Annotated in this window: 19 protein-coding genes; 9 read left to right on the top strand and 10 right to left on the bottom strand. The window is 62.4% G+C overall.

Annotated features, from left to right (window positions below; genetic code table 11):
• Positions 1–256: 256 nt before the first annotated feature.
• The 7 genes from J2848_RS20510 to J2848_RS20540 all read left to right on the top strand — a co-directional run bounded on the left by J2848_RS20510 (position 257) and on the right by J2848_RS20540 (position 8,697).
• Positions 257–2,389, top strand: coding sequence for a DEAD/DEAH box helicase family protein (locus J2848_RS20510; RefSeq protein ID WP_149233084.1), 2,133 nt, complete (start codon positions 257–259; stop codon positions 2,387–2,389).
• A gap of 20 nt (positions 2,390–2,409) precedes the next feature.
• A complete protein-coding gene (locus tag J2848_RS20515) occupies positions 2,410–4,032 on the top strand; it encodes an HsdM family class I SAM-dependent methyltransferase (protein WP_149233085.1) in 1,623 nt (540 codons plus the stop codon).
• A complete protein-coding gene (locus tag J2848_RS20520; protein WP_149233086.1) occupies positions 4,029–5,261 on the top strand; it encodes a restriction endonuclease subunit S in 1,233 nt (410 codons plus the stop codon). The genes J2848_RS20515 and J2848_RS20520 overlap by 4 nt, the downstream gene beginning before the upstream one ends.
• A gap of 3 nt (positions 5,262–5,264) precedes the next feature.
• Positions 5,265–6,419: a helix-turn-helix domain-containing protein gene (locus J2848_RS20525; RefSeq protein WP_149233087.1), complete on the top strand. Its 1,155-nt coding sequence runs from the start codon at positions 5,265–5,267 to the stop codon at positions 6,417–6,419.
• Positions 6,412–7,026: a hypothetical protein gene (locus tag J2848_RS20530; protein ID WP_149233088.1), complete on the top strand. Its 615-nt coding sequence runs from the start codon at positions 6,412–6,414 to the stop codon at positions 7,024–7,026. The genes J2848_RS20525 and J2848_RS20530 overlap by 8 nt, the downstream gene beginning before the upstream one ends.
• A gap of 11 nt (positions 7,027–7,037) precedes the next feature.
• Entirely contained in the window at positions 7,038–7,967 is a 930-nt protein-coding gene (locus J2848_RS20535) for a restriction endonuclease (protein ID WP_149233089.1), read from the top strand.
• Between the two features lie 160 nt (positions 7,968–8,127).
• Complete coding sequence (locus tag J2848_RS20540; protein ID WP_149233090.1) at positions 8,128–8,697, top strand: tyrosine-type recombinase/integrase; 570 nt, start codon at positions 8,128–8,130, stop codon at positions 8,695–8,697.
• Positions 8,698–8,728: 31 nt separating this feature from the next.
• On the opposite strand, the gene J2848_RS20545 is transcribed toward J2848_RS20540, so the two are convergent.
• The 10 genes from J2848_RS20545 to J2848_RS20590 all read right to left on the bottom strand — a co-directional run bounded on the left by J2848_RS20545 (position 8,729) and on the right by J2848_RS20590 (position 22,316).
• A complete protein-coding gene (locus J2848_RS20545) occupies positions 8,729–9,175 on the bottom strand; it encodes a hypothetical protein (RefSeq protein WP_149233091.1) in 447 nt (148 codons plus the stop codon).
• A 323-nt stretch (positions 9,176–9,498) separates the two neighbouring features.
• Entirely contained in the window at positions 9,499–10,746 is a 1,248-nt protein-coding gene (locus tag J2848_RS20550; RefSeq protein WP_149233092.1) for a tyrosine-type recombinase/integrase, read from the bottom strand.
• 130 nt (positions 10,747–10,876) lie between these two features.
• Positions 10,877–11,923, bottom strand: a complete 1,047-nt coding sequence (locus J2848_RS20555) for an agmatine deiminase family protein (protein ID WP_149233093.1) — start codon at positions 11,921–11,923, stop codon at positions 10,877–10,879.
• Between the two features lie 523 nt (positions 11,924–12,446).
• Positions 12,447–13,283: an ABC transporter permease subunit gene (locus tag J2848_RS20560; protein WP_149233094.1), complete on the bottom strand. Its 837-nt coding sequence runs from the start codon at positions 13,281–13,283 to the stop codon at positions 12,447–12,449.
• Positions 13,280–14,224: an ABC transporter permease subunit gene (locus J2848_RS20565; RefSeq protein ID WP_149233095.1), complete on the bottom strand. Its 945-nt coding sequence runs from the start codon at positions 14,222–14,224 to the stop codon at positions 13,280–13,282. Before J2848_RS20565 ends, J2848_RS20560 begins: the two co-directional genes overlap by 4 nt.
• Positions 14,221–15,375, bottom strand: a complete 1,155-nt coding sequence (locus J2848_RS20570; protein WP_149233096.1) for an ABC transporter ATP-binding protein — start codon at positions 15,373–15,375, stop codon at positions 14,221–14,223. Before J2848_RS20570 ends, J2848_RS20565 begins: the two co-directional genes overlap by 4 nt.
• A 101-nt stretch (positions 15,376–15,476) precedes the next feature.
• A complete protein-coding gene (locus J2848_RS20575; RefSeq protein ID WP_149233097.1) occupies positions 15,477–16,574 on the bottom strand; it encodes an extracellular solute-binding protein in 1,098 nt (365 codons plus the stop codon).
• Positions 16,575–17,127: 553 nt separating this feature from the next.
• Positions 17,128–17,502, bottom strand: coding sequence for an EamA family transporter (locus J2848_RS20580; protein ID WP_149233098.1), 375 nt, complete (start codon positions 17,500–17,502; stop codon positions 17,128–17,130).
• Positions 17,503–17,543: 41 nt separating this feature from the next.
• Complete coding sequence (locus tag J2848_RS20585) at positions 17,544–20,414, bottom strand: UbiA family prenyltransferase (RefSeq protein ID WP_149233099.1); 2,871 nt, start codon at positions 20,412–20,414, stop codon at positions 17,544–17,546.
• Positions 20,415–20,972: 558 nt separating this feature from the next.
• Complete coding sequence (locus tag J2848_RS20590; RefSeq protein WP_149233100.1) at positions 20,973–22,316, bottom strand: glutamine synthetase family protein; 1,344 nt, start codon at positions 22,314–22,316, stop codon at positions 20,973–20,975.
• 168 nt (positions 22,317–22,484) lie between these two features.
• On the opposite strand from J2848_RS20590, the gene J2848_RS20595 reads away from it, so the two are divergent.
• Both J2848_RS20595 and J2848_RS20600 read left to right on the top strand, forming a co-directional pair.
• Positions 22,485–23,765, top strand: a complete 1,281-nt coding sequence (locus J2848_RS20595) for an NAD(P)/FAD-dependent oxidoreductase (RefSeq protein WP_149233101.1) — start codon at positions 22,485–22,487, stop codon at positions 23,763–23,765.
• A 63-nt stretch (positions 23,766–23,828) separates the two neighbouring features.
• Positions 23,829–24,869 carry a hypothetical protein gene (locus J2848_RS20600; protein WP_149233102.1) on the top strand — a complete coding sequence of 347 codons (1,041 nt, stop codon included), beginning with the start codon at positions 23,829–23,831 and terminating at the stop codon, positions 24,867–24,869.
• The last annotated feature ends 5 nt before the right edge of the window (positions 24,870–24,874 follow it).

Consider the following 24,874-nt stretch of genomic DNA (forward strand, 5'->3'; position numbering starts at 1 on the left):
CGCTGATGCAGCGAGCCGGCAGGCTGACGGGATGATGAAGCGCGCCAAGCTGGCGAAGATGCGTGCGGCTGTGGTGAAGGCACAAAAGGCTCTTTCCGCCAAACAGCAAGCTCTCTCAACGGCGAACCGAAACGTATAAGCCGGTCTCTACCCCTTATCTGCTGCGGCCAATCATCCGACCACTAAATGAGGGTTGCAGCCACCACACGGCGCGCGCGATATTCTATCGATAGGATAGGCGTTGGGGACGTAGCCGATGAGCAACGAAGCGTTTTCCAGGGTGAAGATCGATGCCCAGCTTAGGGACGTGTCCTGGAACCTCGTAGACGGCAAAAGCGTCCGCTATGAATACGTTCTTCCGGACGGCACCCGCGCCGACTATGTGCTTTGCAACCGGCACGGCCATTCGCTGGCGGTCGTCGAGGCCAAGAAGGCAACCACCAACCCGCCCGAGGCCGAAGGGCAGGCGCTCGCCTACGCAAAGCAACTCGGCGTGCCCTTCATCTTTCTCGCCAACGGCGAAGAGGTGTGGTTCTGGGAATGGGAACGTGAGGCCCACCCCCGCAAGGTTACGACCTTCTTCAACCAAGCCGACCTGGAACGGACCGAGGCGCTGCGCAAGCTGCGCGTGGACCCGCTGACCATTCCCATCGACACCAAGATCGCAGGCCGTCCCTACCAGAGTGAATGCATCGACGCCTTGTGCCAAGCCATCCAGCACGGGCGGCGAAAGCTGCTGGTTTCGATGGCGACCGGCACGGGTAAAACCCGCACCGCGGCCGCCTTCATCAAGCGGCTTTTCGAAGCCAATCTCGTCAGCCGCGTGCTGTTCCTCGTGGACCGCATCACCCTCGCCAAGCAGGCCGAGGACGCTTTCGCCGAATACCTTCCCGACTATCCCGCTTATGTCCTGCGGGGCGGCCGCCGGTTCCAGGACGAGAAGCGTATCACCGTGAGCACCCTTCAGACCTTTATCGGTGAATACGCCAGCCTGCCCAGCAGCTATTTCCAGCTTATCATCGTTGATGAGTGCCACCGCTCGATCTACGGCCAGTGGAGCGGCAGCCTGAAGCATTTCGACGGCATCCAGGTCGGCTTGACCGCCACCCCATGTGTGCTGAAGGACCCCGACCAGTTGCCCGATCCCGAAGACGGCAAATTCATCCGCGACACGCTGCGCTTCTTCGAGGTGGCAGAGCCGACCTACACCTATTCGCTCAAGCAGGCCATTCAGGAAGGCCACCTCGTTCCCTACCACATCTTCAAGGCAATGACCGTCAAGACGGCGGCGGAAGGGGGCTTCGAGGTCAAACGAGAAGAACTCGACTGGTCGGCTATGGACGACGATACCCGCACTGAGTTCGAAACGTTGTTCAACGGCGACGACACGATCACGGTCGATCCCTCGGCTCTCGAACGGAAGTTCACCATTCCAGAGCGCAACCGCGCCATCGTTCGCGAGTTCCGGCAGGTGTTGGAAAAGGGCTTTGCGGGCAAGGACGGCGTGCGTCGCGTCCCCATGTGGGGCAAAACCATTGTTTTCGGTGTCACCAAACGGCACGCCGAAACTCTGGCTCAGATGTTCGACCAGGAGTTCGCCGACAAGAAGCCCTCGCCGGAAGTCCGCTACGCCGACTTCGTCGTGTCGGGCACGGGTGATGGCGACAGCCCGGACGGCATGACCAAGATCAAGCGGTTCAAGGACGAGCGGTTTCCGCAGATCCTCGTCAGCGTCAACATGCTTGACACCGGGTTCGACTGCCCCGAGGTGGTCAACCTCGTGATGGCGCGCTTCACCAAATCGACCATCCTCTACCAGCAGATGCGCGGGCGCGGCACGCGGCAAGCCCCGCACATCAAGAAGCCCAACTTCACCCTGTTCGATTTCGTCGGCGTCACCGACTACCACGGCGACGACGAGGATATGCCCGAAGGCGGCTTCGTCACATCGAAGCCAGTCGGCCCAACTGGCAAGCCGCGCAAACTGCTCGTCCTCGATGTCAACGACCACATCGATCCGACGACGCGCAATTGGGTGACGCTGGACGAGAATGGCAATTTCGTGCTCACCGACGAGCAGGAAGCTCAGGCGTCGGTGCTCGGCTTAAGGTTCGAGGCGTGGCTTGCCACCCAATCCCCCAACGCTGACCAACTGCGCTGGTTGCGCATGATGGAAAGCCAAATCCGCGCCAATGTGGGCGATATGGAGAGCGTCGAGCTTTACCACTTCACCCTGCCGCCCTTCTCGCTGAACGGCGGTCTTCAGCGGGCGCGGCAGCTTTTCGGCGACGACGCCAAGCTGGAGGCGATGCTTGCCAGCCTCAACGCGGCTGTGCTCCAAGATGAAACGGTCGGCGACCACGACACGGCCTCCGCCCCAGCACATTAACCCGTTAGGACCAAGACCCCATGCCCATGACCCCCGAGCTTCGGCGCGGCGTCGAGCAAATCCGCGACTACCTCTATGGTGGCGGCTATCCCGATCCGATGGCGAACGCCGAACAATTGTCGTTCCTGTTCTTCTTCTATCTGGTCGAGGGCATCGACGCCGACAATGCAATGCGGGCCAAGGCGACCAAGCGCGACTACGCCAGCATGTTCGCCGGGGATTGGACACTACGGAACCCGCTCAATGCGCCTGCACCAGGGGTGACAAGCGTTCCCGCCGCGCGCATGCGCTGGTCGCAATGGAACGTAATGGCCGGGGAACCTTTGGTCCGCTGGATGCGAGACGAGGTATTCCCCTTCTACACCGAGGTTGCCGAACGGTCGGCGATGAACTTTATGACCGGGGCGCGTCTCGGCATCGACGAGCCGGTGGTGCTGACCCAGGTAGTCGGGCTGATCGACGGGCTGCGGCTTGACGAGGCCGACGCCGATACCAAGGGCGACCTGTTCGAGCATGTGTTGCGGCAGATCAAGCAGGCCGGTGAACTCGGCCAGTTTCGCACCCCGCGCCACATCATCCGCGCCATCATCGAGATGGTGGACCCGCAGGTCGGCGAAACCATCTACGACCCCGCCGCCGGCACCGCCGGCTTCCTTGTCGGGGCCTACAATCACATTCGCCTCGCCAACTCCTCGGTCAACGGCGTTCACGAAGCCGAAGTGGATGGCAAGCTGGTCCGGCGCGGTTGGGGCGACCGCCTCAGCGCGGCAATGACCAACGTCCTGAACAACGCCACCTTCTACGGCAACGACGTGGACCCCAAGATGGTCCGCCTTGCCACGATGAACCTGACCCTGCGCGGCCTACCCGCTGTCCACATTCTCAAGCGCAACGTCCTGACCACCACCATCGACCGGACGGAGAAGGCCGAGATCGGCCTGCCGCTCGACGGCTTCGACGTGGTGCTCGCCAATCCGCCCTTTTCCGGCCGGGTGGACAAGGACCGCATCGTCGATGACGTGAAAGTCGGCACCACGACCGCGACGGAACTCCTGTTCCTCAAATACATGCTGAACACCCTGAAAGATGGTGGGCGCTGCGGTGTTGTTGTGCCCGAAGGCGTGCTGTTCGGCAGCACAGGCGCGCACAAGGAATTTCGCCGCCAACTGGTCGAGAACAACACGGTCGAAGCAGTGCTGAGCCTACCCGGAGGCGTGTTCCAGCCCTATTCCGTGGTGAAGACCTCGGTGTTGCTGTTCCGCAAGGGCGGGACGACCGAGCGGGTGTTGTTCCTGCACGCCGACGCTGACGGTTACAAGCTCGACGCCAACCACGACACTCCCATAGAGGCCGACGACCTTCCCGCTTTGGTGGACGCTTACCGCGACCGTGCTGCTTTGGTGCAGCGATGGGATAGCCGCGATGCCGACGCCGAATGGACCGAGAAATGGTGGTTCGCCGAGAGCGGCGCGATACGGGGCAACGACTTCAGCCTGTCGGCGGGCCGGTATCGCCCACAATCGCAGGCACAGGTGGAACACCGTAACCCGCTGGAATTGCTGGACGAGCTTCGGGCCATCGAGACGGAGATCTTGACCGAACTGGATGCGCTAACCGACAAGCTGCGGGAGCGCATGAGATGAGCGACCAGTGCGCGTGGCCTATTGTCCGTCTTGGCGACATCATCACGGATGCCGCTTATGGAACGAGTGTGAAGTGCTCGGACAATCCTGAGGGCGTGCCTGTCTTACGAATGGGAAACGTGCGATATGATGGGTCTCTTGACCTGTCGAATTTGAAATATGCCCATTTTTCCCAATCCGAATGGCGCAAATTTGGGCTGGCTACGGGTGATATACTGTTCAATCGAACGAACAGCAAAGAGCTTGTGGGAAAGACCGGGCTTTGGGATGGCCGTTTCAAGGCCGCAGCCGCATCCTATTTCATCCGCATTCGAGTTAACAGTGATCGCGTGCTCCCCGAATGGGTCTGGTGGTTTCTCAACTCACCGCAGATGAAAAAGTGCCTGTTTGCGACAGCGCGCGGTGCCATCGGACAAGCGAACATCAACGGCGAGGAACTGAGGGCATTCCCTATCCCCTTGCCGTCCCTGACTGAACAGCACCGCATCGTGGACATCCTGAACAACGCCGCCAGCATCCGACGGCTTCGGGACGAGGCACGGGCCAAGGTGCGGGAACTCGTGCCCACGCTTTTCGTCGAGATGTTCGGTGATCCGGCAACGAACCCGAAAGGATGGCCCAGCGCTATGCTCGACGACGTCGCGTTCATCGGCTCTGGCGTTACCAAAGGGCGCAAGCTGGAAGGGGTTGAGACCGTTAACGTGCCTTATCTACGGGTTGCCAATGTTCAGGACGGGCGGCTTAATATGGCTGAGATCAAAACAATTCCGATCCGGCTGGATGAACGAGCGAAATATGCGCTCCTTCCTGGCGACCTCGTCATGACCGAAGGAGGAGACCCTGACAAATTGGGTCGTTCTGCCATATGGAAAGGCGAGATTGATGGGTGTGTCCATCAAAACCACGTGTTCCGTGTTCGACCGCGTAACGAAAAGGTATTGTCTGACTACCTCTGCGCCCTGACCAGTAGCGGATATGGAAAAGCATATTTTCTTCTGGTTGCAAAGCAGACAACGGGGATTGCTTCGATTAACCGGACCCAGTTGGGGCGTTTCCCGGTCCTGCTCCCGCCGCTCGCCCTTCAACAGGAATTTGCTGAGCGTATCACTGAAATCGAAGCAATGGCTGCGCTCAGCGACAAGGCCGTTGCCGCCGCTGAACAACTGACCCAATCCCTGCTCGCGCAGGCATTTGGCCGCATTCCATATCGTCAATCAGTGGAAGCTTGATCCATGCCCTTTACCACTCAGGCGTTCGCCCGTAAGCTGTCCGATTTGCGCGCCTCATTCGGAGAGACTTTGGGTGATGTCGCCGCAGCCGTGGGCATTGGATCTCAAGCGTTGCAGGCGTTGGAAGCTGGCATGGCTACGCCGACAGGTGACGAGGTATTGATCCTCGCCGACTACTTCAAGTGTGAGTTCTCTTGGCTGATTGAGGATGATGCCTCAAACCCTGACGAAAACGCCGCTATGATGCTTCGCTCGGAAAGCGGGCGATTGGCAGCGGCTGATCGTCACGTGATCGCCGAGTTCATGTATCTCTGTAAATCGCAGGCTTTGCTCGAAGATTTGCTTGAGCTTCGGCCTAGCGAGGATGGTTTCTCCTTTACCACGCGCGGTACTTTCTTTAAGGCTCACGGAAAGGATTGCGCTCATGCCTTCCGTCAGTGGCACCGTTTGGCGCCCAACGCAGTCATCCCCGATGTTTACCAATGGTTGCGAAAGGCGGGGCTCCGTGTGTTCCGGCGGCCATTGGCTAACTCAAACATATCCGGCTTGTTCATCCGGCACCCAGAAGCGGGGCGCTGCATCCTGATCAACGCGAATGAAGACATCTACCGCCAACGGTTCAGCGCTGCCCACGAGGCCGGGCATGCCCTAATGGACACCGACCGGGGATATAACGTTTCCCAGGACGCCGATGTATCCAGCGCCGACCTTCGTGAAGTCCGCGCCAGCACGTTCGCTTCCTGCTTTCTGATGCCGCCCGAATTACTGACCATGCTGGGAACGCCTGCACAGTGGCGGACGCCTGAAAAAATCGTTGAAGCAGCCGACCGACTGTCAGTGTCCATACCCGCTCTTCTTTCAGCCTTGAAGCGCGACAACATTCTTGATCAGCCAGCAATCACCCGACTACGTGATATACGCCTGCACCTACCGAATAAGCGTGATCCCGAGTTGGTGGGAGATTTTTCGCCACACGAATTGGAACGGAAACGGATCTTGCTCGCGAAAGGATTGCATGCCGAATTTGTGCATCACGCATTCGAGGCATATCACCGGCACCTGATTTCGTTGGCCAAGCTCGCGGACATTTTGCTGGTTGAACGATCCGATGTTGAGGAACTAGCGAGACTATTTGGTGTGAGTGAGCGCCATGGTTGATGCTCCGCGTGATGACGCCCTACGGGTATTCCCGGCCGTTTCCGCGATCGATACTTGTGCAGTATGGAATATTTTGTCCAGCCGTACTCTAAGCGCCGCGATCTCGCGGAAAGGGTGTCATTTCGTCCTTGCGGAATATGTCCGTTATGAATGCCTTGGCAAGCCAAGAACGAATTTAACTGAGGCTGATGCCGCGCTGTGTGAGAAGCTGAAGACTGAAATTACAAGCAGCAAACAGTTCAGCGTCCATCCGCTGGGGGTAGACGACCTCCGGGATTTGGTAGCGACCGTCGGTTCTCCGAAGCGTTTTCATCATGGTGAGGTCGCTGCTCTTGCCCTTTCCAGAAAACTCGGCAACGGCTTTCTCACGGATGACTATGCGGCACGGAAGGTCGGCGAAAACACCCTTGGTCAGGATCGTGTCCGATCAACGCCGCTTCTGGTTGGATGGCTGGTCTATGATGGGCAGCTTACCGATGGGGATATCCCTGTGATTGTTGCCGACAACAAGGCGTATCGCAACAAGCGGGGATTTCTCGGCTCTTTCATCCAGAAATGCTATGAGCACGCAATGGGCCTTCGCTTGCGCGACCGTAAAGGCGTGTAGAGAGATTTGCCGTGACCATTCCCGATTTCCAAACCGTGATGCTCCCAGTCCTGCGCGCCGCCGCTGATGGCGAAGTGAGGATCACCGACATCGTAGAGCGGCTCGCCGACGAGTTCGGGCTATCGCAGGAAGAGCGCGCTCACCTGCTGCCATCAGGTCGCCAGACCACCTTTGCCAATCGTGTCCATTGGGCCAAGAGCTATCTGGGCAAGGCCGGGCTGGTAGAGTTGACCCGGCGGGCGCATTTCCGCATCACCGACCGGGGCCGCGAGGTGCTGGCCGCCCCGCCCGAACGGATTGACATCAAATTCCTGAACCATTTCCCAGACTTCCAACGGTTCCGGCAAGCCGAAGCGGAAGCGGCAACCGAGGCCGGAACGGCACAGGCACCATCAGCGAGCCAAGGTGACACCGTGCTGACCCCGGACGAGGTGATGCGGGGGGCACATCGTCAACTTGAAGCCGCCTTGGCCGATGACCTGCTCCAACGCATCCGCGCCGGGACCCCGGCCTTTTTCGAGAGCGTAGTGGTCCGGCTGCTGGTCGCCATGGGCTATGGCGGCTCAATGGCTGAGATTGACAAGGCGCTGGTCGGTGGCACCGGCGACGGCGGAGTGGATGGCGTGATCGACCAGGACCCGCTCGGTCTGGACCGGATCTATGTCCAGGCGAAGCGCTACGCCGATGGCAACAGCGTGGGAGCTGGTGCGATCCGCGACTTCTTCGGCAGCCTGGACCGTTTCAAAGCCAACAAGGGCCTATTCGTCACCACCTCCACCTTCTCCCCTTCCGCCCGCGAAACCGCCGAACTGCTGAGCAAGCGCATCGTCCTGATCGACGGTACCCAGTTTACCCGCCTGATGATCCGTCATGGTGTCGGGTGCCGCGTAGAAGATGTGCTCCACATCAAGAAGCTGGACGAGGAATTCTTCGAGGCATAGCGGCAAAAAGCCGACTACCCAGTAAATCTCATAAAACATACATTTTGTGAGGTTCGCGCTACGAGCCGCACCAATCCTCGGGTTCTTTCATGTCTTGAGCACGGCGCATTCAGAAAACATAATGTCTTGTGCGGGATAACTACGCACAGTGAGGTTTCCGATGAAGCAGGCGCGGGTGTTGACAGAGCAGGAGCAGAAACGGCTACTGGCCGTGGTCGCACAGGGCAGGCACGCCGCCCGCAACCGGATGGCCGTCATGCTGTCCTACCTCGCGGGTCTACGGGTTGGGGAAATCGCGGCGCTGACTTGGGGAGACGTGCTGGACAGAAACGGTATCGTGCGCGAGCAGATCAGGTTGGATGCAGAGATCACCAAGGGCGGTCACGCCCGCGTAGTGTTCGTAAACGACCGGCTGCGGAAGGAGATCGAACGCTACTGCGTCACTCGGAGTGAAGCCCCGGCGCCGACATCCCCCCTGCTGCGCACGCAGAAGCGGACGGCGTTCAGCGCCAACACCCTGTGCCAGTTGATGGGGCAGCTTTACGAGCAAGCTGGCCTCGACGGGGCGACCTCCCATAGCGGGCGGCGCTGGTTCATCACCAAACTCGCCCACAGTGGTGTCAGCCCGAAGGTGATCATGGCTTTGGCTGGACACAAACACCTAACCACCACCCAGCGCTACATCGAATTAAATGACGATTTAATGCGTGCCGCCGTTCGAGTATTATGACAATAATTTACGACGAATTCACTAGCAATCATTAAAGCTCACGCCCAGACATTTCGCTCATAAAACTTGTGAAGTCTTCCGAATCGTCATTTACCATAGTTAAAGCCACTCCAATTGCTTTAACATTAAGTCCGTACAGATCCCTCATTTCGATTCCGAGACCCCAATAGGAATGGAGCAATCTAATCCATTCTCCAACGATTACTACAGCTGCGCCAGCGGAATTGTCAGAAATCCAAATATCGACAGCCATTTCTAACGTAGGGTATTTTTCAGTAAGGGCCTTAAGATCTTCCTTCTCATCCCAGTAATCTGGATATTCATTCCAATGTTTGATTTCTTCAATAAATACCTCTTTCAGGAAATCTGAAAGTTTTCCGTCTTGCTCCACCTGCTGCAGGAACGAATTGATTTTGGCTCCACCTGCTAGAGCAAGTAGCTCTTGCGTATAAGCGTCATGTATGTTGATTGAGGTCATAATCCCCTCGCATTTGGCACATTGGAAAACTTCTATGCTATGGTTTACCTCTGAGGCGTTAGTAATTGGTTAAAGATTATGAGCCCCGCAGCGGCTTCACTCCGAAAGCCCGGATCCAAACCTCCGCCAATCTGAGCAAAAGCAATAACTTGGCTTCATAAATGCAGGGCTTTGATGGGCGTTCAAGATACCGCAAGTGAACATCCTTGATAATTTACATGTCTTCAGTCAAGCGTACCTTGTGATAATAGGTTTACGAAGCATGGATCCAAGATAGCTCTAGAACGTCAGGCCAACACAACTCAATTTCCACTCGTTGGAAATCAATTTCGCCCCGATTGATGTGCAATCCAGGGTTCGATATTCTCAAAATTTTCTTTATCTTGTGAATAGGTTAGCACGGACGCTTTGTCGAGGTTCGCAATGTGAGCGTAGTGGTCCATGATTGTCTGCACGCTCGTCCGCATATTCCGAGCAAGGTCCTCAATAGGCACTCCACGATCAAGGGCTTCAGTAGCCGCTGTATGCCGCAGACTATATAGAGACCGAGGCGCACCGTCGGCGTTAAGCCAGAGATCGAACCTCTTCAGGCAGTTGCGGAAGCTCTGCTCAAGCAAGGGCATTTCCCCCTTCTTGTAGGCGAACACAAGGTCGTCCGGCTCCGTGTGCGGGCAGATATTGCGCCATTCGATCAGCAGCGGCCCGGCATCATGCTGGACCACCACCCAACGCGGCTCGACCTTGCCGCGTAGGAAGAACTGCACATACCAGTGGCTGTCCTTGTCGCTCCAAGTCGCCTTGACGTCCCGCCACCGCAGCAAGGGCATGTCGTTTGTCCGCATGCCGCTGTAGTAGACCAGTTTGACAGCGTAGTAGAGCACCGTCCGAACCATTCGGTCGCGATCGTTCCTCGCTTCGTTCTGCCAGAGCTTCAGGAGCGCGAAGAGGGTCTTCATTTCCTGCGGCATGAAGGCAGCGCGCCGGTTCACCTTGGTTTTGGCGAGGGCTTTCGGCTTCTTCAATCGGGGCACGACGGCACGCTTCAGGTGGCCCTTAATCTCCGCCCACTCGATGATCTGGTTGATGGTGTTCAGTTCGGCGCCGATGGTTACCTTGCTCGGCTGGGCGCTACGGCGTGCATTGGTGAGCCGCCATGTCCAATAGCGATCCGCCTCGGCATGGTCGATGCTGCTCAAAGGCCGACCTTTGAAGTAGGATTTCAGGTATCGCTTGATCGCTCCCTTGGCAACGCGGAGCACGCTGGCCTTATAGGCACCCTTCTTTGCCAACTCCTCCTTCTCCGACAGCCATAGATCGCACGCCTTCTCGATGCGCATCTCGAAAACGGGCAGGTTGTCCTCAACGCGCACCTGAAGCCGCATCCATCGCTTGCGTGCCTCCACGACAGCGGTGTGGATATCGGTGGTCTTGAGGCTTTGCCGGACGTAGCGGCGTGTGCCGGGCACGTAGGCACGCATCTGCCAGAACGGGCTCTTGCTGTTGCGCCAGATCAAGAGCCCGTCCTCAATCTCCTTGCGCTCCGCCTGGGTGGCCGCCTCGGCTTCCGACATCGACACCTCGAAAGTTCGCAACTACTTCGCAACAATGCGCGCCACTTCCGAGGAAAATCAAGACCTCGCAACAAGTTCGCAACAGGCCAACTCAACCTTGCATCTGGAAAATCTTTTAATTTTCAGCGTATTAGCGAGCGGCTGGTTGCTGTTGCGTAATGCAGTGGATGCCGCCGCCGCCGCGGACGATGTCCAGGGCTGCGATCTGCACCACCTCGCGGTCGGGAAAAGCCTTGCGGACGACGCGGAATGCCTCGTCGTCGGCCGGATCCTCGAAGGCCGGCATGACGATGCCGCCGTTGGCGATGTAGAGGTTGGTGTAGGACAGGGTCAGGCGCACGCCGTTGACGTCGCGGCGGGCGGGCTGCTGGAGTGTGATGACCTCCAGCTCACGGCCCTTGGCGTCGCGGGCGCGCTTCAGCCGGTCGAGATTGTCCTGGAAGATTTTGAAGTTGGGATCGCCGGGATCGTCGGTGGTGATCGCCATCACCACGCCGGGACGCACGAACAGCGCGATCTCGTCGATGTGGCCGTCGGTCTCGTCATCCTGATAGCCCTGGCCCAGCCAGATGACCGTCTCGACGCCGAGATGATCCTTCAACTGCCGCTCGATCTCCTCCCGCGACAGGCCGGGATTGCGGTTGGGGTTCAGCAGGCATTGTTCGGTGGTGATCAGCGTCCCCTCCCCGTCGACATGGAAGGAGCCGCCCTCCATCACCAAAGGCGCGGTGAAGCAGGGGAGCTTCAGATGGTCGAGGATCAGGCGGCCGACCTGCTGATCCTTTTCGCAGCCGTCGTAATTGCCGCCCCAGGCGTTGAAGCCCCAATGGACGCCGGCCAGCCCGCCCTTGCCGTCGATGACGAAGCTGGGGCCGGTGTCGCGGATCCAGGAATCGCTGATCGGCAGCGGCAGGATCTGGATGCCCGGACCACAGGCAAGCGAGGCCTCGGCCACATCCGCCGGGTCGCACACCATCGTCACCGGCTCGAAGCGGGAGATGGCCTGCGCGACCTCGGCGTAGGCGTCGCACGCGGCGTCGAAGGCGCCCTCCGGCCAGGTTTCGGGCCGGCACGGCCACGCCATCCAGCAACCGCTGTGGCGGGCCCATTCACCGGGCATGCGGAAGCCTTGGCCCGTCCCTTCACCCGGCGGCATCGGGGCGTTCGATGTCGTCATGCGTCGATCCCTCTACTCTTTTTCAAAGTCCCTGAACTTTCGCGGCCGCAGCACGAAATACCGGCCGGACAGCCGCGTGGGATCGGGACATTTTTCATCCCCATCCACCCTAACCACGGGAGCGCGCGTTTGGCAATCGCGTCCACCGCAGCGGGCACTTCGCCTTATGGCAGAGGGGCCTTATGGCAGAGGGACTTTTGAAAAGGACGCGGAAGACTGTCGCGTCGGCATGCCGGGAGAGGGAGCCGGCATGGGTCCGGGCTAGCGGCCGGACGGCGGGCGCAGGGCGCGGCGGGCGGTGACCGTACGGTTGGTCGAATAGGCAGAGGAAACGGGACTGAAGAATCCGAGTCTCAACAAGGGGAACCACAGGAGCGCGCGCATGGCACAGCCTCTTTCGCTGTTGACGATGACATCAACATAGCAAAAGAAACGGGCAATTGCCATCCGCGGCGGCAGAGGTCTGCCGCGCGCGGATGGGTAGGCTTGCGGAACGGCCCCCGAATGGCCAGGAGACGGCCGGTCAGCCGTTCTGGATCGCCATCTGTTCGTCGCGTTTGCGCTGCCGGTCCTGGCGGGCCATGACGATGCTGGCGATGAAGATGCCGGTCGCCACCACCAGCACCATCAGGGTCGCCAGCGCGTTGATCTGCGGGCTGATGCCGAACTTCACGCTGGAGAAGATCACCATCGGCAGCGTCGTCGATCCCGGGCCGGAAACGAAGCTCGCCACCACCACGTCGTCGAGCGACAGGGTGAAGGCCAGGAGCCAGCCGGCGACCAGCGCCGGGGCGATCAGCGGCAGGGTGATGACGAAGAAGACCTTGGCCGGGCGGGCGCCGAGGTCCATCGCCGCCTCCTCCAGGCTGCCGTCCATGCCGGCCAGCCGCGACTGGATGACCACCGCGACATAGGACATGGTGAAGGTGGTGTGGGCGATGGTGATGGTGGTGACGCCGCGCCCGTCGGGCCAGCCCAGCCATTGCTCCATCGCCACGAACAGCAGCAGCAGCGACAGGCCGGTGATGACCTCCGGCATGACCAGCGGCGCGGTGATCATGCCGCCGAACAGGGTGCGGCCACGGAACCGCCCGAAGCGGGTCAGCGCCAGCCCGGCACAGGTGCCGAGCAGGACCGACAGCGTCGCCGACACCGCCGCCACCTGGAAGGACAGACCGGCAGCCGACAGCAGGGCATCGTTGTGGAGCAGCTCGGCATACCATTTGGTCGAGAAGCCGCTCCACACCGTCACCAGCCGCGACTCGTTGAAGCTGAAGACGACCAGCAACGCGATGGGGACATAGAGGAAGGCATAGCCGAACAGCAGCGCCCAGGACAGGAACCCGATCCGCCTCTTCATCGCCCGGCCTCCGCCTGTTTGCCCTGAACATGCTGGAAGATCATGATCGGGATCACCAGCACCAGCAGCAGCGCGATCGCCACCGCCGAGGCCACCGGCCAGTCGCGGTTGGCGAAGAACTCGTTCCAAAGCACGCGGCCGATCATCAGCGTGTCGGGGCCGCCCAGCAGTTCCGGCGTCACGAACTCGCCCACCGCCGGGATGAAGACCAGCAGCGAACCGGCGACGATGCCCGGCAGCGACAGCGGCAGCGTGATCGACAGGAAGGACTTGAGGGGACGGGAGCCGAGGTCGGCCGCCGCCTCCAGCAGGCTGGGGTCCATCTTCTCCAGCGTCGAATAGAGCGGCAGGACCATGAAGGGCAGGTAGCAGTAGGTCATGCCGATATAGACCGCCCAGTCGGAATAGAGGATCTCCACCGGACCGCTGGTGATGCCCACCCATTCCAGCAGGTTGCTGATGACGCCGTTGCCCTTGAGGATGCCGATCCAGGCATAGATGCGGATCAGGAAGCTGGTCCAGAAGGGCAGGATCACCAGCATCATCAGCGGCCCGCGCCGCGCCGGGTCGGCCTTGGCGATGGCGTAGGCCATGGGATAGCCGATGGCGAGGCACATCAGCGTGGTGACCGCCGCGATCCTGAGCGAGTTCAGGTAGGCGAGGATGTAGAGATCGTCCCCGCCCAGCCGGAAGTAATTGCTGATGTTCAGCAGGATCTGCAGCTTCGAGGTGCCGGCGTCCTCGTCCCGCAGCCACTCCACCAGCGACGAATAGGGCGGCTGGGCGATGATCGATTCGGAGAAGCTGATGCCGAAGACGATCAGGAACGGCACCATGAAGAACAGCAGCAGCCACAGATAGGGGACGGCGACGACCACGCCGCGGCCCCACAGCCCGATCCGGCTGAGGCCAGAAACGAGGATGGCGACGACCGTCCTCATTGGGTCAGCACCACGCCGGCGAAGGGGCGCCAGGTCAGGGTCACCTCGTCCTCCCAGGTGATCGGCATTTCGGTGCGGCGGGTGACGTTGGGGGCGGTGACGCGCACCGTCTTGCCGGTCGGCAGCTGGACCAGATAGATCGACACGTCGCCGAGATAGGCGATCTCACGCACGATACCCGTCGTCTGGTTGCGGCCATCCCCACCACCGGCAACCGGTTCCTTCGAGAGGGCGATCTTCTCCGGCCGGATGGCGACGGAGACCGGCGAGCCGGCCGGCGCCGGGGTGGCATGGGCGATCAGCAGTTCGCAGCCGGCCTCCTCCGAGGCGACCAGGACCTGATCGCCTTCGGTCGAGACGACGCGGCCGTCGAACATGTTGATCGAGCCGATGAACTCCGCGACGAAGCGGCTGTGCGGATATTCGTAGATCTCCGTCGGCGTGCCGACCTGCGCGATGACGCCGTGGTTCATCACGGCGATGCGCGAGGACATCGTCATCGCCTCTTCCTGGTCGTGGGTCACGACGATGAAGGTGACGCCCAGCTTCTCCTGGATGTTGACCAGTTCGAACTGCGTGCGTTCGCGCAGCTTCTTGTCGAGCGCGCCCAGCGGCTCGTCCAGCAGCAGCAGCTTCGGCCGCTTGACCAGCGAGCGGGCGAGCGCCACACGCTGGCGCTGGCCGCCGGACAGCTGGTGCGGACGGCGCCTGCCGAAGGCCGACAGCTGCACCATCCCCAGCATCTCCGCCACGCGGTCGCGGATCTCCGCCTTCGCCACCCCGTCCTGTTTCAGGCCGAAGGCGACGTTCTGCTCCACCGTCATGTGCGGGAACAGGGCGTAGGACTGGAACATCATGTTGACCGGCCGCTCATAGGGCGGGATGCCGGCCATATCGACGCCGTCGATGTAGATCCTGCCCTCGGTCGGCTGTTCGAACCCCGCCAGCATGCGCAGCAGCGTCGTCTTGCCGGAACCGGAACCGCCCAGCAGGGCGAAGAACTCGTTGCGGTAGATCGACAGGCTGACCTCGTCCACCGCGACGAAGTCGCCGAAGGTCTTGGTCACCTTCTCGATGCGGACATAGGGCGTCTGGCCCGCGTCCTGCCATGGTTCCAGGCGGGTGGGCTTGCGAATCGGCTGACCGGCCATCCGGTATCCTCTTTCATGACAACGCCCCGGCCGCTCCCCATCGCTGGGGGTCGGCCGGGGCGGGCCAGCGCCATGGGGCGGCGCTTCTCAGGGTGCCCGGCTTACTTGCCGGTCTTGACCTTGGTCCACACGCGGGTGCGGGCGCGGTCGGTGGCCTGCTTGATCTGTTTCAGCGAGAACAGCTTCAGCTTGCTGTCGGCCGGCAGGAAGATGCCGGGGTTCGACTTGATGTCGTCGGAGACCATCGGCAGCGAGGCCGGCACCGCGTTGGCGTAGCTGACCTTGTTGGAGATGTTCGCCATGTTGGCCGGGTCGAGCACGAAGTTGATGTACTGGTACGCCCCGTCCTTGTTCGGCGCGTCGGCGGGAACCGCCAGCGTGTCCCACCAGACCTGCACGCCTTCCTTCGGCGTGACGTACTCGACCTTGGCGCTCTTCGCCTCGGCGGCGCGGGCGGCGCCCTGGATGGCGTCGCCGTTGTAGGCCATCACGACGCAGGCGTCGCCGCCGGCCAGGATGTTGATGTTCTCACCCGTCACGAAGCGCTTGATGTAGGGGCGGACCGCCATCAGCGTCTTCTCGACCTTGTCCAGATCCTCCTTCTTCTCGGAGTTCGGGTCGAGGCCGAGATAGTTCAGCACCGACGGGATGACGTCGATGGCCGAATCCATCACGGTGATGCCGCAGGCGGCGACCTTCTTCGCCACCTCCGGCTTGAAGATCAGGTCCCAGCTGTCGAGCGCCACGTCGGGGGCGACGGCCTTGATCTTCTCCGGGATGACGGCGATGCCGACGGTCCCGCCGAGATAGGGCACGGCGTACTTGTTGCCGGGATCGGAATTCTCCAGCAGCTTCAGGACCTTGGGGTCGATGTTCTTGTAGTTGGGGATCTTCGACTTGTCGAGCGGGCCCACCACCTTGGCCTGGATCAGGCGGGACAGGGTCGGCTCGGCGGTCGGCACGATCACGTCATAGCCGGACTTGCCGACGAGCACCTTCTGCTCCAGCAGTTCCAGGCTGTCGTACAGGTCGACCTTCGTCTCAGCGCCGGTGGCCTTGGTGAAGTCGGCGAGGGTCGTTTCACCCAGATAGTCGTTCCAGATGTAGATGTTGACCGGCTTCTTGGCCTGGGCCATCGCCGGGCCGGCGATGGCGATCGCCGCGACCGCGCCGATGAGGCTGAGAGCGATTTTTTTCATGATTTGCCCCGACCTGTTCGTGAGTGTTGCGGGCGCCGCCACATCCCAACGGCACACCCGGCTCGCGGGCGCTATTGCACCCACGCCCGGCCATGTTGTCAACGGTTTGGGTCGAGGTTTCAATCGCCTGCGGGTCAGGCCGGGAAAAGAAGGCGCGCAGCGCGCCGGGAGTGGCGACCGGCCGCGCTCCCTGCGGGCGAAACAGCCCGCATGACGGGAGACGCGGCCGGCAAAGGAAAGCCTTTTCCCGGTCTGAGGCCGGTTGGCCGGCGATCGGGCTGCCAATCCTTAAAATTGCATACGCCAGTATCTTAACTCGCAACTATGTCGCCAGTTATAACCGTGATGTTTTTCCGGTCAATGCGGCAATTGTCGCAGCCTGTTTCAATCATGAAAGATGAGATGCCGATATTCGTTTCCATACCCCTTTACTCACCAAGAAAAGACGAAGAACCGATAGTTTGGTTAACATAGAGTTACCAAGTGTCGCACCGAGCAGTGCTTCTGTTCTCTGGCGCCCGTCACCCGACAATGCCTGAAAGTTGCAGCCCCTTCAGCTCTGCGCGGTCAGAACCACGCCCAGCACCACCAGCAGCGTGCCGATCAGCCGGGTCAGGCTCATCGTCTCGCCCAGCAGCAGGACGCCAAGCGCCAGCGTGACCAGGAAGCCGAGCCCGACGAAGGGATAGGCCATGGTGACGTCGACCTTCGCCAGCACCGCCAGCCAAACCACCATGCCCAGCCCGTAGCAGGCCAGCCCGGTCAGGATGTGCGGCGTGGCGACGACCGACAGGGCGATCTGCCCCGCCTCCCCCCGCGCCAGCGCGGTCGACACCGCGGGGCTGGACATGCCGATCTTCAGCGAAATCTGGGCGATGGCGGACAGGGTGACGCTCAGCAGGATCAGTCCGACGATGGCGATGGGCATGGCGACTCCGGAACGCTGACGAAGGGAAGGGAAACGGCGTTTCAGGCCCGGCCGAGGATCAGGGCGACGCCGCAGACCAGCCCGATGGCGAGGCTCCACTTGTCGCGGGCGGCGAACACCACCGGATCGTCGTGCATCAGCCCGCGATGGGTCTGCAGCCACACCCGTCCGATCCAGAAGAGCAGAAGCGGGCAGATGATCCACAGCGCCTGCGGCTGGTCATAGACGCGCCCGACCTCCGGGCTGTTGATGTAGAGCGCCATCACCAGCACCGACAGGAAGCCGGCCGACACGCCGATGGATTGCAGGACCGGCATGTCGGCGGTCACATAGCCCCGCCCTTCCGCCTGCCCAAGCCCAAGCTTCAGCATGCTGTCCATTTCCGAATAGCGCTTCACCATGGCGAGGCTGAGGAACAGGAACATCGAGAAGGCGAGCAGCCAGAAGGACGGGACGATGGCCGTCGCCGTGGCGCCGCCCAGCACCCGCAGCGAATAGAGCCCGGCCAGCAGCATCACGTCCCAGATCACCCGGTTCTTGGCGAACAGGTTGTAGAACAGCGACGAGGCGGCATAGGTCGCCAGCGCCGCCAGGAACAGCGGCGGCAGCGCCACCAGCGAGAGGGCGAGGCTGGCCAGCAGCAGGCCGGGGATCAGCGACAGGCCAAGGTCGAGCGGCAGGTCCCCGGCGGCGAAGGGACGGCGACGCTTGCGCGGGTGGCGGCGGTCGGCCGGCAGGTCGAGCAGGTCGTTCAGCACATAGATGCTCGACGCGCACAGCCCGAAGGCGAGGAAGGCCGCAGCGGCCTGAAGGGTCGGGCCGATCTCCCCCAGCTTCTGGCCGGCCAGAAGCGGCACGAAGACCAGCAGGTTCTTCAGCCACTGGTGCAGGCGCAGCGCCTTCAGGATCAGCAGCAGGCGCGGCCGGCGCGGGGTGGCGATGGTCTCCAGCGGGCACAGTGTGGCGGCATGGCGCACCACGGCGGCCGACGCATCCACCGCGATGCCGCGGCGGGCAGCGCGCCAGACCGCATAATCGGCCTCGTCGTTGCCGATATAGTCGAAGATGCCGGAGGGAACCTGCGCCCGGATCGCCGCCAGCTTGCGCTCGCTCTTCAGGTTCAGGCCGTCGCTGCTGGCCAGCACCTGATCGAACAGGCCGAGATGGAGCGCGATGGCGTCGGCGTAGCGATGGTGGGCGGCGGTCGCCAGCACCAGCCGCCGGCCGCGCTTGCGCTCGGCCTCCAGCCGTTGCAGAACGGCGGGGTTGTAGACGAGGCCGGCCGGATCGATGTCCACCCGCCGCGCCAGTTCCGCCTTCAGCCGTGCCTTGCCGCCGGCCAGCCAGACCGGCACCAGCAGCGCCGCCCAGGGCTGCGCCTTGATCAGGCCGAACAGCGATTCGTAGAGAAGGTCGGTCTTCAGCAGCGTACCGTCGAGGTCGACGAACAGCGGCGGCTCCTGCTCGGCAACCGGCGGGATGGTCGTTTCAGCCACGGCGACACGGGGAATGGCCACGACCGAGGGGGCGGCAGCGCGTTCGACCGGCGCGGGGACACCCCAGAGGACCGCGGCGGCGCGGTCATGCCGGCCGGCAAGGGCGATGGTCAGGCCCAGCAGCATCAGGGTGGCGAAGAACAGGTAGGATTGCAGGAAGTTCAGCGGCGTGTCGGCCAGTGCGTTGATCGGCCAGAACAGGACGTTGCCGGCCAGGAAATAGGCTGCCGCCAGCAGGGCGACCGCCCCCGCGGGACGCCGCAGGCCGGGCTCCAGCAGGATCAGGAAGGCCAGCGCGAAGGCCGGCAGCAGGATGCCGAAATGATGCACCCAGGCCACCGGCGACCCGACGGTGAAGCAGATGCCGGCGACGACGAAGGGCAGGATCCGCTCGGCCCCGCGGCCGCTACGGCGCCACAACAGGCCGAGCGCGACGAAGGCGAGGCCGGAGATCTGCGTGGCGATATGGACCGCCGGATGGTAGGGGGCGAAGGCCTCCGCCGACCAGTCGAGGTTGTTGCCGTTGTGCAGCAGGCGGTTGACCAGCCCGTTGACGGTCTGGTTGACGTGATAGCTCTCGCCATGCCGGCCGATGAACAGCAGGACCTCCAGGTAATCGACCATCGGCGCGAAGCCGTAGAACAGCGTCGCCAACGCCACGCCGGGCACCACCACGGCGGCCCAGCCCGCCGCCATCCGCCAATCGCCGCGGATGACGGCCCAGACGAGGAACAGCGACATCTGCGGCTTCATCAGGGTCGAGGCGCCGAGCAGCGCGCCGCACAGGGCCCGCCGGTCGCGCAGCAGGGCGATGCAGGCGAAGACGAAGGCGGCGTTCAGCCAGACCTGCACCTGCCCCAGCGAGAAGGCCTTCAACACCGGGTAGAAGCACAGCGTCGCGACGAAGCCGAAGCCGCCCAGCAGCACCTGGGTGATCCGATCGTCCCGCGCGCCGGGCAGGCGCAGGTGGGCCGCCATCTCCAGCATCAGGATCGCCATGCCGGCGGCGGTTGCCAGCACGAACAGCAGGTTGATGCGCTCGAACGCCACGAGATTCAGCACCCCCAGCGCCTTCATCGCCTCCAGCGGCAGCAGCGAGGTGACCGGGTACTGGAACTTGATGTGCTGCTTGAAGAACACGCCGTCATAGACATTCTCGCCCGGCCGTTCATGCAGCCAGTCGAGCGCCGCGATCATCGGGTCCCAGCTGTCGACCGGGATGAGGTCGGGGTTCTCCAGCACGAACAGGTTCTGGATGTCGGTCAGGTTGCTGGCATGGCCGCCGCGATGCAGAGCCAGCCCCAAAAGCAGGGTCGTCAGCACGATGAACATCGACGCGAGGATGACGCTGCGCTGGACCCAGCCAACGCCTTGCAGGCCTGTTCGGAGGGACGGGATCGCAGGTTGCATGCTCATGCTTGGCCATCCATCGTTGCGTCATGAAATAGCTGCCGCGGCGATAATCGCCCTCTCCCGGGGCGGGAGAGGGAAACGCCGCGACCGCGTTACGGCTGCATGCCTTGACTATTTTCAAAGGAGATAACAAAGTACGGCGATGCAAATTCGCCCGATCGCGACTGCACCCTCACTGACACGGTCGAAAATACACCGCGGTTTTGCTTTGAAAGTCTTCGATTCCGTGTGCCGTTGCTCATAGATGGATGAGCAGGGATTTTGCGTTTTTGAGCTTTCGCAACAATACTGGACTGCGCAGTCGTGGCAGAACGCCGTGCCAGCCGGCCGACCGGTCAGGGTGCCTCAGCCCGTCGGGGTAGAACGGCTGGCGCACGGCACCAGGCGGTGGAGCTTTCCGGCCGAACTTTCGAATTTCCTGGGTGGATCGGCACACGAACGGGGTGCCGACGGGCCGATGCCGGAGATGCCGGACCGACGCAGGAAACGGGAACCAAATGCGTAAAGGGGCGGCCGGCGGATCACTCCGCGGGCCGCCCCTTCGTTCGTCAACCTATGATGTCAGACGTTCAGCAGCAGGTTTTCCCGCTCCCACGAGCTGATGACGCGGTTGTAGGCCTCATATTCCGCCTCCTTCACGCAGGCGACGGCCTCGATGAAGCGTTCACCGAGGATTTCCTTCAACGGCTTGCAGGCATTGAACTTGGTCAGCGCTTCGGACTGGTGGCGCGGCAGGGTGAAGGCAAGGCGATAGGCCGAGCCCTTGATCGGGTCGTTCGGCTCCAGCCCCTGGGCCATGCCGATATAGCCGCAGGCCAGCGACGCCGCGATGGCGAGATAGGGGTTGGCGTCGGCGCCGGCCACCCGGTTCTCCACCCGGCGGGCGTCGGGCTGGGAGACGGGGACGCGCAAACCCGTGGTGCGGTTGTCGCGGCCCCAATGCACGTTGATCGGCGCGTCGGAGTTCGGGACCAGCCGGCGGTAACTGTTGACGTTCGGTGCCAGCAGCGGCATCACGTAGGGCAGGTATTTCTGCAACCCGGCGATGTGCGACATGAAAAGGGCGCTGTCGGTGCCGTCGGGATTGGAGAACAGGTTGCGCCCGCTGTCGGCGTCCACCACCGACTGGTGGATGTGCATGGCGCTGCCGGGTTCACCCTGCATCGGCTTCGCCATGAAGGTGGCGTAGACCTGATGGCGGATCGCCGCCTCGCGCGCCGTGCGCTTGAACAGGAAAGCCTGGTCGGCCAGTTCCAGCGCATCGCCGTGGTTGAAGTTGATCTCGATCTGGGCGGCGCCGGCCTCGTGGGTCAGCGTGTCGATGTCGATGTCCTGCTTCTCGCAGAAATCATAGACCGCTTCGAAGATCGGATCGAATTCGTTGACGGCGTCGATGCCGAAGGCTTGGCGTCCGCTTTCCATCCGGCCGTTGCGCCCGACCGGCGGGACCAGCGGGTAGTCGGGGTCCTTGTTGACCTGGACCAGGAAGAATTCCAGTTCCGGCGCCACCAGCGGCTTCCAGCCGCGCTCCTCGTACAGCGACAGCACGCGCTTCAGCACATGGCGGGGCGACACGTCGACCGGCCGGCCGTCGGCATAGACGCAGTCGGTAATGACCTGGGCCGTCGGCTCGGTGTACCACGGGACGAAGCGGATCGTGCGTTCGTCCGGGATCATGTAGATGTCGGAATTCTCGTCCGAGGTGATGTCCTCGTCCTCGGGGAATTCACCGGTCACGGTCTGGACGAAGATCGCCTCGGGCAGGCGCAGGCCGCGGTCGCGCAGGATGCGGAGGAACTTTTCGGCAGGGACGATCTTTCCCCGCGCGATGCCCGACATGTCGGGCACCAGGCATTCGACTTCGGTAATGCGGTTCTTCTTGATGAAGTCTTCCATAAAACCCATGGGTATGGCGGACCGCTCCGGGCGATGGGCAGCCCCCTCCGTGCTGTGAACGACAGCGACACTATGACGCCGTTGCGGCGGACCGCGCCAGTGGGTTCAGCATGACGGTTCGGTGAAATATCCGCCTTTCCGTTGACCTCCGTCATCGGCTGGGACTTAACTGCGGCCATGCCGAAAGCCTCATACCTGAACAGCTGGTACGCGGCCTCCGCCGCGCCGCGCATCGATCGCCCAATCCTGGAAGGAGAGGTCGCCTGCGACGTCTGCGTCGTCGGCGGCGGCTACACCGGCCTGACCGCGGCGCTGGAACTGACGGAGCGCGGCTTCGACGTGGTTCTGCTGGAGGCGGAACAGTGCGGCTGGGGCGCCTCGGGCCGCAACGGCGGACAGATCATCACCGGCTACAACAAGCCGATGGCGACCATCGAGGGATGGGTCGGCAAGGAGGATGCCCGCCGCCTGTGGGAGTTCGGCGAGGAGGCCAAGGCCCAGCTGGCCGGGCGGGTGGAGCGCCACGCCATCGCCTGCGACCTGACCTGGGGCTTCGCCTATGCCGCGCTGAAGCCGCGCCACATGCAGGACGTGGCGGCGCTGGAACGCGAGATGCGCGACGACTACGGCTATGACCGCGTGCACCGGCTGGACCGCGCCGGCATCCGCACCCATGTCGGCAGCGACGCCTATATCGGCGGCCTGCTGGACGAGGGCAGCGGCCATCTGCACCCGCTGAACTACGCGCTTGGCCTCGCCCGCGCCGCCGATGCCGCCGGGGTGCGCATCTTCGAGAACAGCCGCGCCCTGGCCATGGACAGCGGGGCGAAGCCCTGGGTCCGCACCGAACGCGGGCGGGTGACGGCGAAACACCTGATCCTGGCCGGCAACGCCTATCTCGGCGGGCTGGCCCCGGCGCTGGACCGCAAGATCATGCCGGTGGCAACCTACATGATCGCCACCGAACCGCTGGGCGAGGAGCGGGCGCGCAGGCTGCTGCCGACCAACATCGCGGTGTCGGACATGAAGTTCTCGCTCGATTACTTCCGCCGCTCCGCCGACCACCGGCTGCTGTTCGGCGGCGGCGTCAGCTATTCGGGGGTGGATGGGCCGGGGCTGAAGCAGGCGATGCGGTTGAAGATGCTGGCGATCTATCCGGAGCTGAAGGACGCCCGCGTCGATTATTTCTGGGGCGGGCGGGTCGCCATCACCATGAACCGCATGCCGCATCTGGGCCGGCTGTCGCCGACGACGCTGTACGCCCACGGCTATTCCGGCCATGGCGTGGCGCTTGCCGGCATGGCCGGGCGGCTGATGGCTGAAACGGTGAGCGGCACCGCCGGCCGCTTCGACGTGTTCGCCCGCATCCCCCACACCCCCTTCCCCGGCGGGCGACGGTTCCGCACGCCGGCGCTGGTCCTCGCAATGATGTGGTTCCGTCTGCGCGATCTGCTGTAGGCTGGGGAAGCAATCGACCGTCTCCTCCCCTGCCCCTCCCTTCGCCGAGTTCCACCCCCGCCCATGACCGAGATCTCCAGCAGCGACGAGACGCCCCCCTCCGCGGATAAGGATGCCGCTCCGGACGATGCCATCGCCGAGAAGGCCGCGCAGGAGAATGTCCTGGTCCAGCCGATGCGGGACACGCATTTCGATTTCCAGCACAAGGTCTTCAGCCTGCCGGGCGCTTTCTTCTGCCAGGATCCGAACAGCAAGGACGCGGTGCTGAACATCCTGCTGGGCGATCTGAAGGTGGCGCTGGCCTTCCCCACCCTGATGGAGTCCTTCCAGATCGAGGAGGGCTGCCACGACGCCCGCCTGCTGGAGGTCATCGAACAGGGGCTGGCCTTCGTGAAGCAGATCCGGCCGGGCGAGGAAATTCCCGGCGAACTGCTGGACGGCCGGGCCTCCTGGTCGGTGGAGGACAGACACCGTATCACCGCCAAAGGGCGGCTGACCATGCAGATCGTCTCCTCCTTCACCGGGAACGAGATCATCGTTTCCGACCAGTCGCAACTGGAACAGCTGCTGGATGATCCGCAGACGCACGAGAAGATGAAGGCGGCCTTCGCCAAGATTGCCGAGCGGCTGAAGCTGACCAATAATGCCGAACAATATCTGACCGACCGCATCGACGATCTGGCGCAGGAGCTGTCCTACATCGAGGCACTGCGCGACCGCTTCCGGCATATCCGCCGCATCGATCAGGCGATCGGCAAGCTCGCCACCATCTACCGGACGGACCGCACCTTCTGCAGCGAGCTGAACCGGATGCAGGGGCTGATCCGCAAGCCGGTGCGCGAATACGACATGATCTTCGATCAGGCCGACGCCCAGACCGGCGACATCGTCGGCGCGCTGCGCAACTTCCATCCGACCGTGCAGTTCATCCGCAAGATCCGCGACGACCTGCGCGCCAAGCTGCTGGAATGGGAAGACCTGCTCCGCGGCTGGGACGACATCTCGATGGAACGCTCGCCGAAGGTGGAGGCGTTGCAGAAGCAGACCTACCGGTTCCTGGCGAGCCGCTACATCGAGACGACGGTGTGGAAGCGGGGGGGATGAGGGTC

It is taken from the genome of Azospirillum lipoferum (assembly GCF_024170005.1).
GTDB classification, from domain to species: Bacteria; Pseudomonadota; Alphaproteobacteria; order Azospirillales; family Azospirillaceae; genus Azospirillum; species Azospirillum lipoferum.

Excerpts from the sequence above, each read along its gene's own strand:
- J2848_RS20550 (WP_149233092.1), bottom strand. The coding sequence starts at position 10,746 with ATGTCGGAAGCCGAGGCGGCCACCCAGGCGGAGCGCAAGGAGATTGAG.
- J2848_RS20595 (WP_149233101.1), top strand. The coding sequence starts at position 22,485 with ATGCCGAAAGCCTCATACCTGAACAGCTGGTACGCGGCCTCCGCCGCG.
- J2848_RS20585 (WP_149233099.1), bottom strand. The coding sequence starts at position 20,414 with ATGAGCATGCAACCTGCGATCCCGTCCCTCCGAACAGGCCTGCAAGGC.
- J2848_RS20565 (WP_149233095.1), bottom strand. The coding sequence starts at position 14,224 with ATGAGGACGGTCGTCGCCATCCTCGTTTCTGGCCTCAGCCGGATCGGG.
- J2848_RS20590 (WP_149233100.1), bottom strand. The coding sequence starts at position 22,316 with ATGGGTTTTATGGAAGACTTCATCAAGAAGAACCGCATTACCGAAGTC.
- J2848_RS20555 (WP_149233093.1), bottom strand. The coding sequence starts at position 11,923 with ATGACGACATCGAACGCCCCGATGCCGCCGGGTGAAGGGACGGGCCAA.
- J2848_RS20600 (WP_149233102.1), top strand. The coding sequence starts at position 23,829 with ATGACCGAGATCTCCAGCAGCGACGAGACGCCCCCCTCCGCGGATAAG.
- J2848_RS20540 (WP_149233090.1), top strand. The coding sequence starts at position 8,128 with ATGAAGCAGGCGCGGGTGTTGACAGAGCAGGAGCAGAAACGGCTACTG.
- J2848_RS20515 (WP_149233085.1), top strand. The coding sequence starts at position 2,410 with ATGCCCATGACCCCCGAGCTTCGGCGCGGCGTCGAGCAAATCCGCGAC.
- J2848_RS20580 (WP_149233098.1), bottom strand. The coding sequence starts at position 17,502 with ATGCCCATCGCCATCGTCGGACTGATCCTGCTGAGCGTCACCCTGTCC.
- J2848_RS20510 (WP_149233084.1), top strand. The coding sequence starts at position 257 with ATGAGCAACGAAGCGTTTTCCAGGGTGAAGATCGATGCCCAGCTTAGG.
- J2848_RS20530 (WP_149233088.1), top strand. The coding sequence starts at position 6,412 with ATGGTTGATGCTCCGCGTGATGACGCCCTACGGGTATTCCCGGCCGTT.
- J2848_RS20525 (WP_149233087.1), top strand. The coding sequence starts at position 5,265 with ATGCCCTTTACCACTCAGGCGTTCGCCCGTAAGCTGTCCGATTTGCGC.
- J2848_RS20545 (WP_149233091.1), bottom strand. The coding sequence starts at position 9,175 with ATGACCTCAATCAACATACATGACGCTTATACGCAAGAGCTACTTGCT.
- J2848_RS20575 (WP_149233097.1), bottom strand. The coding sequence starts at position 16,574 with ATGAAAAAAATCGCTCTCAGCCTCATCGGCGCGGTCGCGGCGATCGCC.
- J2848_RS20520 (WP_149233086.1), top strand. The coding sequence starts at position 4,029 with ATGAGCGACCAGTGCGCGTGGCCTATTGTCCGTCTTGGCGACATCATC.
- J2848_RS20570 (WP_149233096.1), bottom strand. The coding sequence starts at position 15,375 with ATGGCCGGTCAGCCGATTCGCAAGCCCACCCGCCTGGAACCATGGCAG.
- J2848_RS20560 (WP_149233094.1), bottom strand. The coding sequence starts at position 13,283 with ATGAAGAGGCGGATCGGGTTCCTGTCCTGGGCGCTGCTGTTCGGCTAT.